This is a genomic window from Rickettsiales bacterium (assembly GCA_029252805.1).
GTDB lineage: Bacteria > Pseudomonadota > Alphaproteobacteria > Rickettsiales > JALZUV01 > JALZUV01.
Window position 1 is genome coordinate 1 of record JAQXAR010000050.1, and the last position, 13,446, is coordinate 13,446.

General features: G+C 48.1%; 15 protein-coding genes. 1 reads left to right on the forward strand and 14 read right to left on the reverse strand.

Going from position 1 to position 13,446, the window contains the following annotated elements:
* Positions 1–199: 199 nt before the first annotated feature.
* From P8P30_09800 to ruvA, 6 genes are read right to left on the reverse strand one after another with little or no spacing between them, the layout of a single operon-like run.
* Positions 200–1,033 carry a hypothetical protein gene (locus P8P30_09800; GenBank protein ID MDG1287835.1) on the reverse strand — a complete coding sequence of 278 codons (834 nt, stop codon included), beginning with the start codon at positions 1,031–1,033 and terminating at the stop codon, positions 200–202.
* A gap of 10 nt (positions 1,034–1,043) precedes the next feature.
* A complete protein-coding gene (tolR, locus tag P8P30_09805) occupies positions 1,044–1,481 on the reverse strand; it encodes a protein TolR (GenBank protein ID MDG1287836.1) in 438 nt (145 codons plus the stop codon).
* Between the two features lie 4 nt (positions 1,482–1,485).
* On the reverse strand, positions 1,486–2,235 hold the full coding sequence (tolQ, locus tag P8P30_09810) for a protein TolQ (GenBank protein MDG1287837.1): 750 nt from the start codon (positions 2,233–2,235) through the stop codon (positions 1,486–1,488).
* A 10-nt stretch (positions 2,236–2,245) separates the two neighbouring features.
* Complete coding sequence (gene ybgC, locus P8P30_09815) at positions 2,246–2,650, reverse strand: tol-pal system-associated acyl-CoA thioesterase (GenBank protein ID MDG1287838.1); 405 nt, start codon at positions 2,648–2,650, stop codon at positions 2,246–2,248.
* Complete coding sequence (gene ruvB / locus P8P30_09820) at positions 2,650–3,684, reverse strand: Holliday junction branch migration DNA helicase RuvB (GenBank protein ID MDG1287839.1); 1,035 nt, start codon at positions 3,682–3,684, stop codon at positions 2,650–2,652. Before ruvB ends, ybgC begins: the two co-directional genes overlap by 1 nt.
* Positions 3,681–4,316 (reverse strand): Holliday junction branch migration protein RuvA, encoded by a 636-nt coding sequence (ruvA, locus tag P8P30_09825; GenBank protein ID MDG1287840.1) that lies wholly within the window; start codon positions 4,314–4,316, stop codon positions 3,681–3,683. The genes ruvB and ruvA overlap by 4 nt, the downstream gene beginning before the upstream one ends.
* A 90-nt stretch (positions 4,317–4,406) precedes the next feature.
* On the opposite strand from ruvA, the gene P8P30_09830 reads away from it, so the two are divergent.
* A complete protein-coding gene (locus tag P8P30_09830) occupies positions 4,407–5,894 on the forward strand; it encodes a DASS family sodium-coupled anion symporter (GenBank protein MDG1287841.1) in 1,488 nt (495 codons plus the stop codon).
* Here the strand turns inward: P8P30_09830 and P8P30_09835 are convergent.
* The 8 genes from P8P30_09835 to P8P30_09870 all read right to left on the reverse strand — a co-directional run bounded on the left by P8P30_09835 (position 5,891) and on the right by P8P30_09870 (position 13,320).
* On the reverse strand, positions 5,891–7,573 hold the full coding sequence (locus P8P30_09835; protein ID MDG1287842.1) for a hypothetical protein: 1,683 nt from the start codon (positions 7,571–7,573) through the stop codon (positions 5,891–5,893). The two genes, P8P30_09830 and P8P30_09835, sit on opposite strands and share 4 nt — an antisense overlap.
* A 59-nt stretch (positions 7,574–7,632) precedes the next feature.
* The gene (locus P8P30_09840; protein ID MDG1287843.1) at positions 7,633–9,132 is read right to left on the reverse strand and encodes a hypothetical protein; all 1,500 of its coding nucleotides are present in this window, start codon (positions 9,130–9,132) and stop codon (positions 7,633–7,635) included.
* A gap of 91 nt (positions 9,133–9,223) precedes the next feature.
* The gene (gene recR, locus P8P30_09845) at positions 9,224–9,811 is read right to left on the reverse strand and encodes a recombination mediator RecR (protein ID MDG1287844.1); all 588 of its coding nucleotides are present in this window, start codon (positions 9,809–9,811) and stop codon (positions 9,224–9,226) included.
* Between the two features lie 3 nt (positions 9,812–9,814).
* Positions 9,815–10,267: a hypothetical protein gene (locus tag P8P30_09850; GenBank protein MDG1287845.1), complete on the reverse strand. Its 453-nt coding sequence runs from the start codon at positions 10,265–10,267 to the stop codon at positions 9,815–9,817.
* 52 nt (positions 10,268–10,319) lie between these two features.
* Entirely contained in the window at positions 10,320–11,282 is a 963-nt protein-coding gene (locus P8P30_09855) for a polyprenyl synthetase family protein (protein ID MDG1287846.1), read from the reverse strand.
* Positions 11,283–11,285: 3 nt separating this feature from the next.
* Positions 11,286–11,537 carry an exodeoxyribonuclease VII small subunit gene (locus tag P8P30_09860; GenBank protein MDG1287847.1) on the reverse strand — a complete coding sequence of 84 codons (252 nt, stop codon included), beginning with the start codon at positions 11,535–11,537 and terminating at the stop codon, positions 11,286–11,288.
* Positions 11,538–11,603: 66 nt separating this feature from the next.
* Positions 11,604–12,989: a 30S ribosomal protein S6--L-glutamate ligase gene (gene rimK, locus P8P30_09865; protein ID MDG1287848.1), complete on the reverse strand. Its 1,386-nt coding sequence runs from the start codon at positions 12,987–12,989 to the stop codon at positions 11,604–11,606.
* Between the two features lie 103 nt (positions 12,990–13,092).
* A complete protein-coding gene (locus tag P8P30_09870; protein MDG1287849.1) occupies positions 13,093–13,320 on the reverse strand; it encodes a hypothetical protein in 228 nt (75 codons plus the stop codon).
* Positions 13,321–13,446: the final 126 nt, after the last annotated feature.

Below are 13,446 nucleotides of genomic sequence, written 5' to 3' on the forward strand. Positions count from 1 at the left end.
TAGAACCCGCAATGAAATATTTTATCAACTCTAACTGCTTATTTCTCGATAACTTACAATGCTTTATATACATCAATAACTCCTAACAATTTAAATGTTAGGTGTCAGCCCCTAAAAATAAGCTAAAAATCAGCCACCACTATAGCGGGAATAACTGGTTCTAATGTGACGATTGTATGAAGATTTCTAGAGAATAACTCTAGTAAAGCGCGTCGCGGGGGTCGAAGGTGAGTTGGATATATTTCCATGTTTCGTATTTATTGGCCGGTAAGCCTTTGATCGGGCTGCATCGGTAAACGGCGCGGACGGCGCTGTCGGCGGCCGCGCGGAAGAATCCGTCTTGGTAGTAACGGCCTTTCTCTTCGGCGAGTTCGGCGCTGATCACGCTGCCATTGGCACGTAAACGAACATCGACGATGATGCGCAATTCATGGGCGTTGCGCGCGCCGGCAGGCATGTTCCAGCATTTGATGAATTGCGAGCGGATCGCGTCAATTTCGCTCATGCCCATCGGTAGGGCGGGGTTGTAGGTGTCGGAAATGGCCTTTTTGACTTCCTTTTTCGATTTTTTCGGCTTATCGCCTTCCTCTTTCTTCGCGGCATCTTCAATGGACTTAAGGATCGAATCGAGGTCAGATTTCTTCTCTTTTTTCTTCTTCTTAGGTTTAGGTTTTTCTTTCGGCTTTTCTTTTTTCTTAGGCTTTTTTTTCTCTTTTGGTTTGGGAGGAGCGATGGCTTTTTTCTTTTCCTTTTTCGCTTCCTGATTGGAAGAGCTCGCAGATTTTGCCTTCTTTGCTTTGGCGGCCTCTTCCTTTTTCGTTTTCTCTTTCTTCTGTGCTTGCTTACGTTTGATGTTGGTAAGCTCCGTAATCGGCAGAACCTCGACCGAGATAGCGGTAGGCAGCGACTCGCGATGTTTTTCCCAGATGCTGGGAAGGCCCACCATCACTAACAGTAGAATCATCAAATGCATGACGGCGGACCAAATGAGCGCCGGGGCTTGATAATTGGTGTGTTTGTGGGGAGGAGGCATTGGGCGCTCCTTACTTCTTATTATCGGTCAATAGGGCGACTTTGGTGAAACCAGCGCCTCCCAAATTGCCGACAATACGCATGACTTCGCCATAACCAAGGCGACGATCTGCTTGTACGAAAACGCGTGTGTCACGTTTCTCGCTGGTGATCGCATCGAGCTTGGCGACGAGTTCTTTCTCCGTCACTTTGCTGTCTTGCAAGTGAAGCGTGCCATCTTTGGAAATGCTCAGCACGAGCGGCTCATCTTGACCGGGCAAGGTAGAGGCATCTGCATCTGGTAAATCAACGGTTACACCGGTCGAGAGCATGGGAGCCGTCACCATGAAGATCACCAAAAGCACGAGCATGACATCGACAAAAGGCGTGACATTGATTTCGGTAAAGCGGTTATTGCGGTGGCGTCGGTTATTGCTACTGCTGCCTCCGCCTCCCATTGAAGCACCCATGAGTTTAACTCTCTAATTGCCGCGAGAGCAGCGTGTTAAATTCAACAGAGAAGTCCTCTAAGCGGCCATCGAATTTATCGAGTTCGCCGGCGAATTTGTTATAAGCAATAACCGCAGGAATCGCCGCGAATAGGCCGATCGCCGTCGCAAACAGTGCTTCCGCAATGCCGGGAGCAACCACCGCGAGTGAGGTGTTCTGTGACAGGGCAATCGATTGGAAGCTATTCATAATGCCCCAAACCGTACCGAATAGGCCGATGAAGGGAGCCGATGAACCGACTGTCGCCAGAAAGCCAATGCCGCTGGAGAGTTTATCCATTTCGCGGTTCCGGCTTACTTGCATAATTTGGAACATGCGATCACGTAAACCAAGGCGAGCGCTCATCGCGTCACTTTTACCTTTGTTCTTTTGGCTGCGATACCATTCTTCCATCGCAGCGAGAAAAACTTCGGCATAAGGGTGGCGGATTTTACGCTTCTTGGTTTTCTCATAGAAGCTATCAAGCTCTTGCGCTGACCAGAATTCTTTTTCAAAACGGCTTGCACGATATTGCGCATTTTTGAAGCTAAGCCACTTGTCGAAAACGATTCCCCAGCACCAGAACGAGGCGAGTAGTAGAAGGATAATTACCGATTTTACGACAATATCCGCCTGCAAAAACATGCCCCAAAGCGACATATCGGTATGCGCGATACTTCCTGGTAAATTACCTGAGCTTACCGATTGTATGGCGGTATCAATCTTATTTGCCATGAGAGTTTCCCTATGCTTCTTTTTGTAATCTTACGCGAATATCCAGCGGAATACGTGCGGGACTAAGGTGCTCATTGACACAAACGACGGTGACTTTCATTTGTGCAAGGAGCCTCTTATCCGCAACTCGCTGGACATCTTGCTGCATTGTTATACTCGCATTGCCAAGCTCTAGCAAGCTTGTCTCTATGATGAGTTCGTCATCTAGCCGACCTGGCGCTAGGTAGTCTATCGCGCAATGGCGTACGACAAAGAATATACCTTTCTCTTCGCGCAATTCAGACTGTTCAATGGCTAACTCACGCAGCCATTCCGTCCGCCCATGTTCTGCAAATTTAAGGTAATTCCCATAATAAACGACACCCGCAGCATCGGTATCGTCATAGTAAATTCGGATAGGAAATTGATGCGCCATTAATCTAATAAACCTTCCTGCGGGGTTGCTGTCGTCTTAGGTATCGGTAAACCGAGATGGTTCCATGCGGTTGCGGTTAGCATTCGTCCGCGTGGAGTGCGTTGGATGAAACCGATTTGCAGTAAGTAAGGTTCAATCGTTTCTTCAATAGCGTCGCGCTGTTCGGAGAGGCCGGCGGCGAGGGTTTCGACACCTACAGGGCCGCCCGCATAATGCTCAGCAATATAGGTGAGGTAGCGCCGGTCAGAGGCATCAAGTCCAATCGCATCGACTTCCAAACGTGAGAGCGCATTGGCGGCGAGTTGCTGGCTGATACTGGTTTTTCCCGCAGCATGGGCGAAGTCACGTACCCGTTTTAGTAAGCGAATGGCAATACGCGGTGTGCCGCGCGCGCGACGGGCAATTTCGCCAGCGCCGGTAAGCTCGAGTTCTGTTTTCATCACACCCGCAGCGCGGGTGATGACGGTTCTCAAATCGGCTTCATTATAGAATTCTAGCTTTAGCGGAATCCCAAAGCGATCGCGCAATGGGTTGGACAGGAGGCCAAGACGGGTCGTCGCCGCAATCAGCGTGAAGGGCTGTAAATCAATCCGCATCGAGCGAGCAGCTGGGCCTTCGCCGATAATGATATCGAGTTGAAAATCCTCCATCGCGGGGTAGAGCACTTCTTCGACCATTGTGTTGAGGCGATGAATCTCATCAATGAAGAGCACATCACCCTTTTGCAGATTACTTAAGATTGCGGCGAGATCGCCTGCCTTTGTCAGCATCGGGCCAGAGGTCGCCTTAAAGCCGACGCCAAGTTCTTTAGCGACAATCTGCGCCAGCGTCGTTTTTCCCAAGCCTGGCGGGCCATAGAAGAGTGTGTGATCAAGCGTTTCGCCGCGCGCTTTAGCGGCATCGACAAAGACTTTCAGATTGCTACAAGCCGTTTTCTGTCCGGTAAAATCAGCGAGGGTCTGCGGGCGTAACTGAGGCTCGCTTAGGCGTTCTTCGTCGGGGGCATCGGGGGTGATTAAGCGGTCAGCCGTCATCTCGACATCCTTTGCAGGCTAAGGCGGATCATGTCTTCTAGCGAGATGTCCGGCTGCTCTTGTGTGAGTGCGAGGATCGCGCTGTAAGCTTCAGAACGGCCATAACCTAGATTGGATAGGGCGGAGATCGCTTCTTCAATCTCGTTACTTGCTGCGGGTGTATTGGGTGCGGGTGTATGTTTTGCCGTGCTAGCTGCGGAGGGAGCGAAACTCACATCGCCCGTTGGAATCGAATCGACTTTGTTTTTTAGTTCTGTCACTAAACGTTCGCCCAGTTTTGGGCCGACGCCACTGGCACGCGTGAGCATTTTACTGTCGCGCGCATGGATGGCTTGCACAATCTCTAGCGGCGTGAAGCTGCTTAAAATACCCAATGCCATTTTCGCGCCAACACCTTGCACGGTGCAGAGCACATTAAACCAGCGCTTATCGCTTTCCGATAAGAAGCCATAAAGGTGGATATGATCTTCGCGGACATGCGTTTCGATGAAAATTGTGGCTGGATGTCCCGCTTCGGGCAATTGTTGCAAGCTGCGCGCAGATAAATAAACGAGGTAACAAACCCCGCCCACATCCAGCAGGAGCCCGTCTTCGCCGACTGATTCGATAATGCCTTTAAGTTTCCCGATCATGCTTTTTTCTAGCCCTTTCTTGCAAACTTACGTGGATTGGTTACAAATTCAAGCAAACAACAACAAAATGACCAAAACAGGGTATATTCCATGCTAGCAATACGTCAATACGGCCTTCTGGGCGGGCTTCTCTTCTTTTTCATCGCATCGCAGCTTCCTGCACCTGAGGGGCTAGACCAGCAAGGCTGGTTAGTCTTGGTGATTGCGCTATGGATGGCGCTTTGGTGGATGACTGAGGCAGTGCCGATGGCGGTCACAGCGTTGATACCGCTCGTCGCATTTCCTTTGTTGGATCTAGGAAGCCTAAAATCTGTGGGCTCGAGCTATGCCGGCAAAGCGATTTTCCTTACTCTTGGTGGCTTCATCATCGGTATCGCCCTGCAACGTTGGAACCTCCACATCCGGATCGCCATGCAAACCGTGAAGCGGGTAGGGACGGAGCCTCGCCGTGTGATTGGTGGCTTTATGATTGCCTGTGCGTTTCTTTCAATGTGGATGACGAATACAGCGACGACCGTTATGATGTTGCCGATCGCCTATTCTGTTGCGCTCTTGCTGAGTAATGAAGGTAAAGGCGACGATGCGGTGAAGAAGCGTTTCGGCACAGCATTGATGCTCGGTCTGGCTTACAGCGCCAGTATTGGCGGGATGATGACGCTGGTAGGAACCTCGACCAATGTGATGTTCAAAGGCTATTTCGAAGAGAATTATGGCATTGAAATCGACTTCCTTGATTGGATGAAAGTGGCCGTGCCGATTGGCGTAACGTTGCTCTTTATCACGTGGTGGTTGCTCACGCGCATTATGTTCCCTTGCAAGATGGAAGCGCATGACGGGATCGCAAAAATTATCAATCAGAAGCTGGCGGATCTCGGCAAAATGTCTGTAGGTGAGAAGCGCACGCTATTCGTCTTCGTACTGACGGCGAGCCTATGGGTGGGTAAAGACTGGCTAGAGCCTTACCTTGGTGGCTTGAAGCTCAACGATGCCTCGATTGCGATCTTTGGTGCGTTGCTGCTGTTCATTATCCCTGCAGATTGGAAAAGCGGAACGTTCTTGCTTGAATGGAAAGATACGCGCGATGTGCCTTGGGGCATCCTCCTTCTCCTCGGCGGCGGTCTTGCTCTTGCAGGGGCGATGAATAGTTTTGGTGTCGCTGATTGGATCGGTGGAAAAATCACCAGCTTTAGCGATCTGCCAATTTGGGTGCTTATTTTGTTAACCGTTACGTTGATCATTTTCCTATCGGAGTTGATGAGTAACGTGGCGACGCTTACGGCCTTCTTGCCAGTGATTGTTGCGGTAGCAATTGGCTTTGGTGAGAACCCACTCTTACTGGCAGTACCAGCAGCCTTGGCGGCAAGTTGTGCCTTTATGCTACCGGTTGCGACACCGCCGAATGCGATTGTGTTTGGGAGTAATTTACTCACCATTCCGCAAATGGCGAAAACCGGAATATGGCTGAATATTATCGGGATCTTCCTACTTTGTGCGGTGAGCTATGTGCTAGGAACGGTTGTGTTTGATGTTGAGTTAGGCGTGTTGCCTGAATGGGCTATGCCAATCGATTATAACTAGACTCTGGCGCTAGCAACGGCGGTTTCCGCCGCTTCTTGCTTTGCCGTTTCGCGTGCAGCAAGGTTTTCCTCACGTTCTGTATTGGCAATCGTTGAAGCCACGCTCGGTTTCTTCTCGACGGTCGTTTCAGGTGTTGTTTCAGGAATAACTTCCGGTGCGACAGTAGGGGCGTCTGCAATCATTTCCGTTGGGGCACGTTCGCCTTGTGCTGCCTCGATAGCAATGCCATGATGTTGCTCAAGGCGGTTAGCAACCTCGGTAAAGAAGACGGAGAAGCCATCGTCTTTTAGCTCTTTGAGTTCACGTGTTTGAACTATTTGTGAAGAAAGACGCGCGAGCTCGTCACTATGTTTCCCCTGGTTCACGCCTGAAGCGAGTGCCATGGTCGCGTGCATTGCGAGCTCGTTCTTATCAATGGTCTTTACGGCGAAAGGAGCCATTGCTTTTGCGGTGAGGGAGCCAAAAATAGTGAGTGATCCGAGTAACTGGAACCACTGGATGTTTCCTTTGCGAAATTCACTTTTATCTAAATCGAACAATGGGCGGATTAGGGTTTTTCCATATTGACCAAGCCCACGTATGAGGCCAATAAACTTATTCTTACTTTCTGTAGGTTGAGTGACGATTTTATCTTTATTTTCGGCCCATAAACTGCCTGACCATAGAGTAATGTTGGCAATCCATTCCATGATACCTGCAATGGCATTGGATTGACGTCTCGTACGTGTGAGAAGTGTTTGGTCTTGTTCTAATTTATGTGGATCTTCTGGCTTACCGGTTAACGTGACCACTTTTGCTGCGAGGGAGAGGTAACCATGTCCTTTAAGCTGCTTATTACCCGCCATGGTCATGGCTAGTTTTCCAGCAAATTTAACTGCGTTACTGAAGACAAAAGAATTTTGTTCCATCCAGCTATATTTATTGGATTTTTTGGTGATGCGGTCTTCGATATTTGGGAGTGGTTGAGAGGTGAAGTTTAGGACTTCATTGACCTTGTTCTTTGCAAAAGTAAGGCGCGTATCATCTTCTTTTTTCTGAACCCCATAAACGGAGTTAACGCCATTGCCGATAAAGCTTAGGCTTGCAGAACGGATTTTTGCGACTCCATCAGTTGTTTGGTAAACGTTTTTAGCATCTTTATCGCGCTTTGCGATTCGCACTTGTTCAGAGGTGATGGGCTTGTCTAAAAAATCAACTTTTCCGCCTTTGCCGGCATCAAAAATCTTCTGTGCCTTGGCGGCTGTATCAGCCGCTCCGGCCTTTTTTGCCGAATCGAAAAACCCAGAAAGGATCATCAATACTTGGCCAATGTTGCCAACGGTGCCGCGAACCTTGATGAGGTCGAGTTTTTTTTCTTTCTTCTTGGCGGCGGCTTTGGTTAAATTATCACCTGTGGCGCTCTGCCAGTCACCCAGTAACTGGGTAATATTATCCGTCGTACGGGCAATTAATACAGCTTGGCCTTCAACTGACGTGCTGCTGACGATTTTAATATTAGGAAGGTTTTGCTCGATTTGGCTTTTGAGGTGTTCTGGGCTTGCCGCTTGTTGACCGTGGAAAAATAAGAAATGACCGCCATCAGCTGCTTGCGTAACATCGAGTTTACGTAAAGCGGCAGACTTAGCAGTATTCACGAATGTTTGTAGATCGACTACGTGTTCGTTTTTAGTTTTTCCCATGTTCTAATTATACTGAAAAATGAGGAGAGAAATGTTACGGTTATGTTAAGAATGTTGGGCTAAATAATGGAAGGCGTCGCTTCCAATTGCGCCGTGGCTTGTGCTTCAATACGGTCTGCTAATTTTTCAGCAGGTTTGTCGCGTGCTATAGTAGAGGCGATGGTTTTTTCTTTTGTACCTTCAATGACTTGCTGTTCTTTTTCCGATTCAATGGTTTTAGCATTTGTCACGTCTTTTTGTTCGGCTTTAATCGTAATATCATGGTGTTTTTCAAGCTGATTGGCGATCGTGGTAAACGTAGCGGCAAACCCCTGTTCTTTAATTTCGGGTAATTCACGCGTTTGAATCATTTGAGTGGTCATTTGAGCCACTTCTGTTGCGTGATTTTCGTTAATGGAGGCCGCAATCGCGAGAGTTGAATGGCTGATTAAGTTTTCGACATCCAGCTTCTTAACCGTATAGGGGGCCATTGCTTTGGTGATCAGGCTGACGACAAAGGCGATACCACCTGAGAATTGCCACCATTGGATATTGTCTTTTGTGCGGGCCTCGCTATTTTTAAAATCAAATAAACTAAACCAGCTTCGCTCTGATTTTGCTTTTGTCTTTTGTGCAGCGGTCATGTTTTTCTCACGGAAGAAAGAGCCGGCGAGAAGACTGAAGGTTGAGGTCCAATCGAATAAACTTGAAATCATGTTTGAATTACGACGTAGGAGAGAAATTTTACTTTGTTTCTTTTCCAGCTTGAAAGGATCTTCAGGCAAGCCTGTTAGGCTAACAACTTTTCCAATAATGGAAAGCCAACCGCTCATTTTTAGGTCTTTGCTGTCTCCCGTTGTTAGTGCGTATTTGGAGGCAAGCTTAATCACGCTTCCAACACGAATGGAGTTCTTCTTCATGAAGCTTGGTTCGTCTGCTAGAGGTGTTTTGCGTTTCGTTTTCTCTGCGGAGGGTGCTAATTTTCCATCATCACCATGGCGAAGGGTCACTCCTTTATTTATCAAATCTTTGGCGAAATTTAGGCGTGTGGTGTCCATTTCTTCTTGAACACCCCAAATGGAGTTAATGCCATTACCGACAAATCCTAGAATGGAGGTGTTGATTTTTGCAGCACCATCTTTTGTTTTGTAAATATTGGCTGCGCCTGCTTTAGCGGCTTTTGATTTGTTATCGCCATCCCAAAGAGCAGAGAAGATCATCAGGAATTGTGCGAATACACCGATATGGCCACGTAACTTGATCAGGTCTGTTTTTTCAGCCTTTTTTTGCGCTTTTGTTATTTTGAATGTTTCACCGCTATGGCTCGTGAGCTCTTGTGTTAGGGCTTCAGGGCTCTTACTCGTGCGGCCTACATAGATGTTTTTACCTTCAATTGTCGTCTTGCTTACAAGGTCAAGTTCTGGCAGGCTTGATTCAATAAAATCACGTAAAGACAATCGATTAGCGTATGCGTGGCTATGAAAAAAGACATAATTATCCCCTTGTGCTGATTGGGTAAATTCTACCTTATCTAGCAGGGCGTCACGCGAGGTGTTCGTATAAATTAGAGGCTTTTCCACGGTTTTATTATAACTGAACAGGTGGCAAAAGAATGTTACAGCTTGATGAAGATTCCGGGCTTAATGCATAGGCTAAGTGAGCTGAAAACGGCTAGACTGCGATGCGCGACATGAGTGCTGCGCCGAGTGTGCCTTCATCTAAGTAATCTAGCTCGCCACCGACCGGAATGCCTTGTGCTAAGCGGGTGATAGAAAGATCCGTACCCTCAAGTGCCTCTTGCAAATAATGTGCAGTGGTTTGGCCTTCGAGCGTATTATTCGTGCCGAGGATCACTTCGGTTACGGGGTTGTTTAGGGCGCGTTTGAGTAGTTTTGGGATGCCTAGAGCATCAGGGCCACGCCCATCAATAGCCGAAAGCGTTCCGCCCAATACATGATAGCGCCCGCGATACATACCGCCGCGTTCAATCGCCCATAGGTCGCTCACATCTTCAACGACACAGATCATGCTATTGTCACGGCGTTCATCCGCGCAAATCGCGCAAGGGTTGGTCACATCCATATTATGGCATTGTTCGCAAATGCACACATCACTGCGCACCTCAGCAAGGGCTTGGTGCAATGGATCGAGCATTTTCGATTGCTCACGTAAAAGCTTGAGCGTGATGCGTTGCGCCGAGCGGGGGCCAAGACCCGGTAATTTCGCGATCGCGTTAATGAGATTGTCTATACTGCTCATCGTCTATCGCTTTCCGCAGATTGGTACGCGGTGCCATGAAGAGTAATATCGGTTGGCCAAGTTGGCTACTTTATTGAAATGCCCTTTTTCGAGCGCGCCATAAAGCGATGCCACTTCGCCGCAATATTGACGTTGGGGGCGTCCGAGGCTGGCGCGTGAGGCGCGGTTTGCCATTTTGGTGACAAAGTCATTCAGCAGTTTGTCGCCCTTATTCTGTCCACCATGACGGCTGAAAAAGTTGATAATTTGGCTGCCATAAGCATTTAGCTGAGAGCCGTAGCGTTTTGCGAAATTATTATATTGACGTTTTTGCCCGCAGCTAAGCGCCGCCACCATTAACTCACTTTGCAGCGCGCGCATGTTCAGCGCCTGAAACTCAGCTGGCTTCGCACAAACGGCAGCCTGCGCCGAAGCACTCCATAGGATGAGGGTAAATAAAGTTATAAGCAGTTTCATTTTTTGTTTTTATTGTTGATTTCGTACGTGCTGTTACTGCTGAGTCTAGAAACTAACTGCGACGAGTGACAACAAAATCGGCTAATTCGCGTAAGATATCGGCTTTTTTGTCGAAAACATCCAGGTGATTGATGGCTTGTTGCGCCAATGTTTTGGATTGCTCTTTTGCACGATCAATGCCGAGTGCTTCAATAAGCGTGGCTTTGCCCGCATCTTTATCTTTATTGACGGCCTTACCGGTTTCTTCGCGTTTACCTTCTGCATCAAGCAAATCATCACGAATTTGGAAAGCCAGTCCCATATCATGCGCGTAACGACGTAGTGCTGAACGTAGTTTTAATGGTGCTTTACCCAAAATTGCACCGGCTTCGCATGATACGGCGAATAACTCGCCGGTTTTGAGGCGTTGCAGGCGGATGATTTCATCGACGCTGAGCGTACGATTTTCCGCTTCTAAATCCATCATTTGACCGGCGACCATGCCGTTATAGCCACCGGCCTTGGTTAGGCTTTGAATCAAGTCGCAACGTACAGCGGGGTTCGCGTGGACCTGTTCGCTTGCGAGGACCTGAAAGGCAAACGTGAGTAGAGCGTCACCGGCCAAAATCGCCGCCGCTTCACCGAATTTAATGTGTGCAGAGGGTTTTCCGCGGCGCAAATCATCGTCATCCATCGCAGGTAGATCATCATGAATGAGCGAGTAAGTATGCATGAACTCAATGGCTGCTGCTGTATTGAGCGAGGCTTTAAGCGATACGCCGAACAGGTTCGCACATTTGACCGTAAGGAATGGGCGAAGACGTTTACCACCCGAAAGGGCAGAGTAGCGCATGGCTTCGATAATGGTGTTTTCTTGGTCGGCAGCGTAGCTGCTTACGGCACCATCATTCGCTTGTGTCGCGCTTGGAAAAGCGAGGATATTTTCCGCTTCGACTTCGCCACCTGGTAGGAGCGTATCCATTGTTTCGTGCAGGGCGTCAGCCACTTCTTGGAGGGCGGTTTGTAGATCCGTCATGTTTTATCCTTCAGCTGTAAAAGGCTCAGTATCGGTCGAGCCATCAGAGTTTTGTACAATTTTTTCCACTTTTAGCGTCGCTTCTTTTAGCTTCGCCTCGCAATGTTCTTTAAGTTTTGTGCCGCGCGTGTAATCCGTAATGCTAGCCTCAAGCGAGCTTTGGCCATTTTCAAGTTTCCGTACGATGCCATCTAACTCGGTTAGGGCATCTTCAAAATTCATTTCGTCGAGTTTAGGGGCATTTTGTGCGGACATGGGTTTACACCTTGTTATTTTATTGCTCGCAATTTAACCGATGCCGCCTTTTCGTGCAACCGCTGCTTAAGCCCGTTTGTGCTTCTTACGTTTGGCGGTGTGTTTTTCGATGCATTCAATCATCATTCCGGCGATATTTTTGCCGGTGATCGTTTCAATGCCCTCGAGGCCGGGTGAAGAATTGATCTCCAACACTTTTGGACCATCTTTCGCGCGGATAATGTCGACGCCGGCTACTTGTAAGCCCATTGCTTTAGCTGCATTGACGGCGATTTTTCGCTCTGTTGGAGTGATGCGAACCGAGCTTGCTGTACCGCCTAAATGCAGATTAGCGCGGAACTCACCCGCTGCCGCCTCGCGCATGATGGAGCCGACGACTTTGCCATCGATGACGAAACAGCGAATATCTTTGCCATCCGCTTCTTTGATAAATTCTTGCACGAGGATGTTGGCATGCAGGCTTTTGAAGGCATTGATAACAGATTCAGCGGCTTTATTGGTTTCGGCCAATACCACGCCTTTACCTTGCGTGCCTTCAAGCAGCTTCACGATCAGCGGAGCACCGCCCACCATCTTAATGATGCTGAGCGTATCCACAGCAGATTTGGCGAATCCTGTGGTGGGCATGGGGATGCGGTGAGCCGATAAGAGTTGCAAAGAACGAAGCTTGTCGCGCGAACGTGAAATAGAATCTGAATCATTCAGCAAAAAGCTTCCGATTGCTGCAAATTGACGAGCAATTGAGCAGCCATAGTAGGTTATAGAAGGTTTAATGCGAGGGATAACAGCATCGACATTATCCAGCAATTGCCCGCCACGATAATGAATCTCCGGCGTTTCCGCGCTAATATTCATGTAGCATTGTGCGATATCGACGAAATGAATTTCATGGCCGCGTTCTTCGGCCGCTTCGATAATGCGTTGATTTGAATAGAGGGTAGGGTTGCTTGCTAGGAGTACGATTTTTAAGCCATCGAGTTTTGGCGTCACGGTTTGATATTGTTTTTCGGCTTCTGATTTTTTAGTTTCACCTAGGCAGAAAGACGATTCGGGATCAATCAGCGCGCGTTTATTCATCGCTTCACGGCCCAGCAACATACGGTAACCCATTGAGTCACGGTTGGTTAGGCTAATTTCGATGTCCCATGTTTCGCCGCTAAGGGTGAGCGGTGTGCGAATGACATGACGCGTTTCGGCGTCGCCACTGGAGTTTTTGACTTTGCGTTGATCGACGACCATCGCACGGCAGCTTTGGATGAGCTTACGGTTATTTTGAATCGGGTGAATGTCGAAATGAACAAACTTTTTGCCTGCTTCTTCAAACGTGTGAATGTTGAACGCATGCAGCGACGAAGTTTTCGCCCCTGAATCAATACGCATCTTCACGGCAGGCAAGCCGAGTCCCGGCAGGTTGCCCCATTCTTCTTTACCAATAACGATTTTATCTGACATGAAGCGCTACTATACGAAATTTTCGATTGGGGCTATGTAAAAGAAAGAAAGGGACTTCGCCGAAGCAAAGTCCCTCCTTTTTTTGAATTCATAGTGCTGATCTTTAGCGAATCAGCACTGTGTCTCCTGGTTCTACGTCTAAAGCGCGTCTACCAACCTGAATTTCCCCATTTTTGACTTGGGAATGTACGAAATTCCCATTTTTGGGGTTTGTAACAACGACTTTTTCATTGTTGAAAAAATCCTTATCTGCTTCTCTTATGATGACAGATTGGGATCCTTTTCCGCTTTTTTTGCGTGTTGCGGCAAACACCTTGGTTGTAACTGACATAATTAAAAATAAGGGGCTGACACCTAACATTTAAATTGTTAGGAGTTATTGATGTATATAAAGCATTGTAAGTTATCGAGAAATAAGCAGTTAGAGTTGATAAAATATTTCATTGCGGGTTCTACG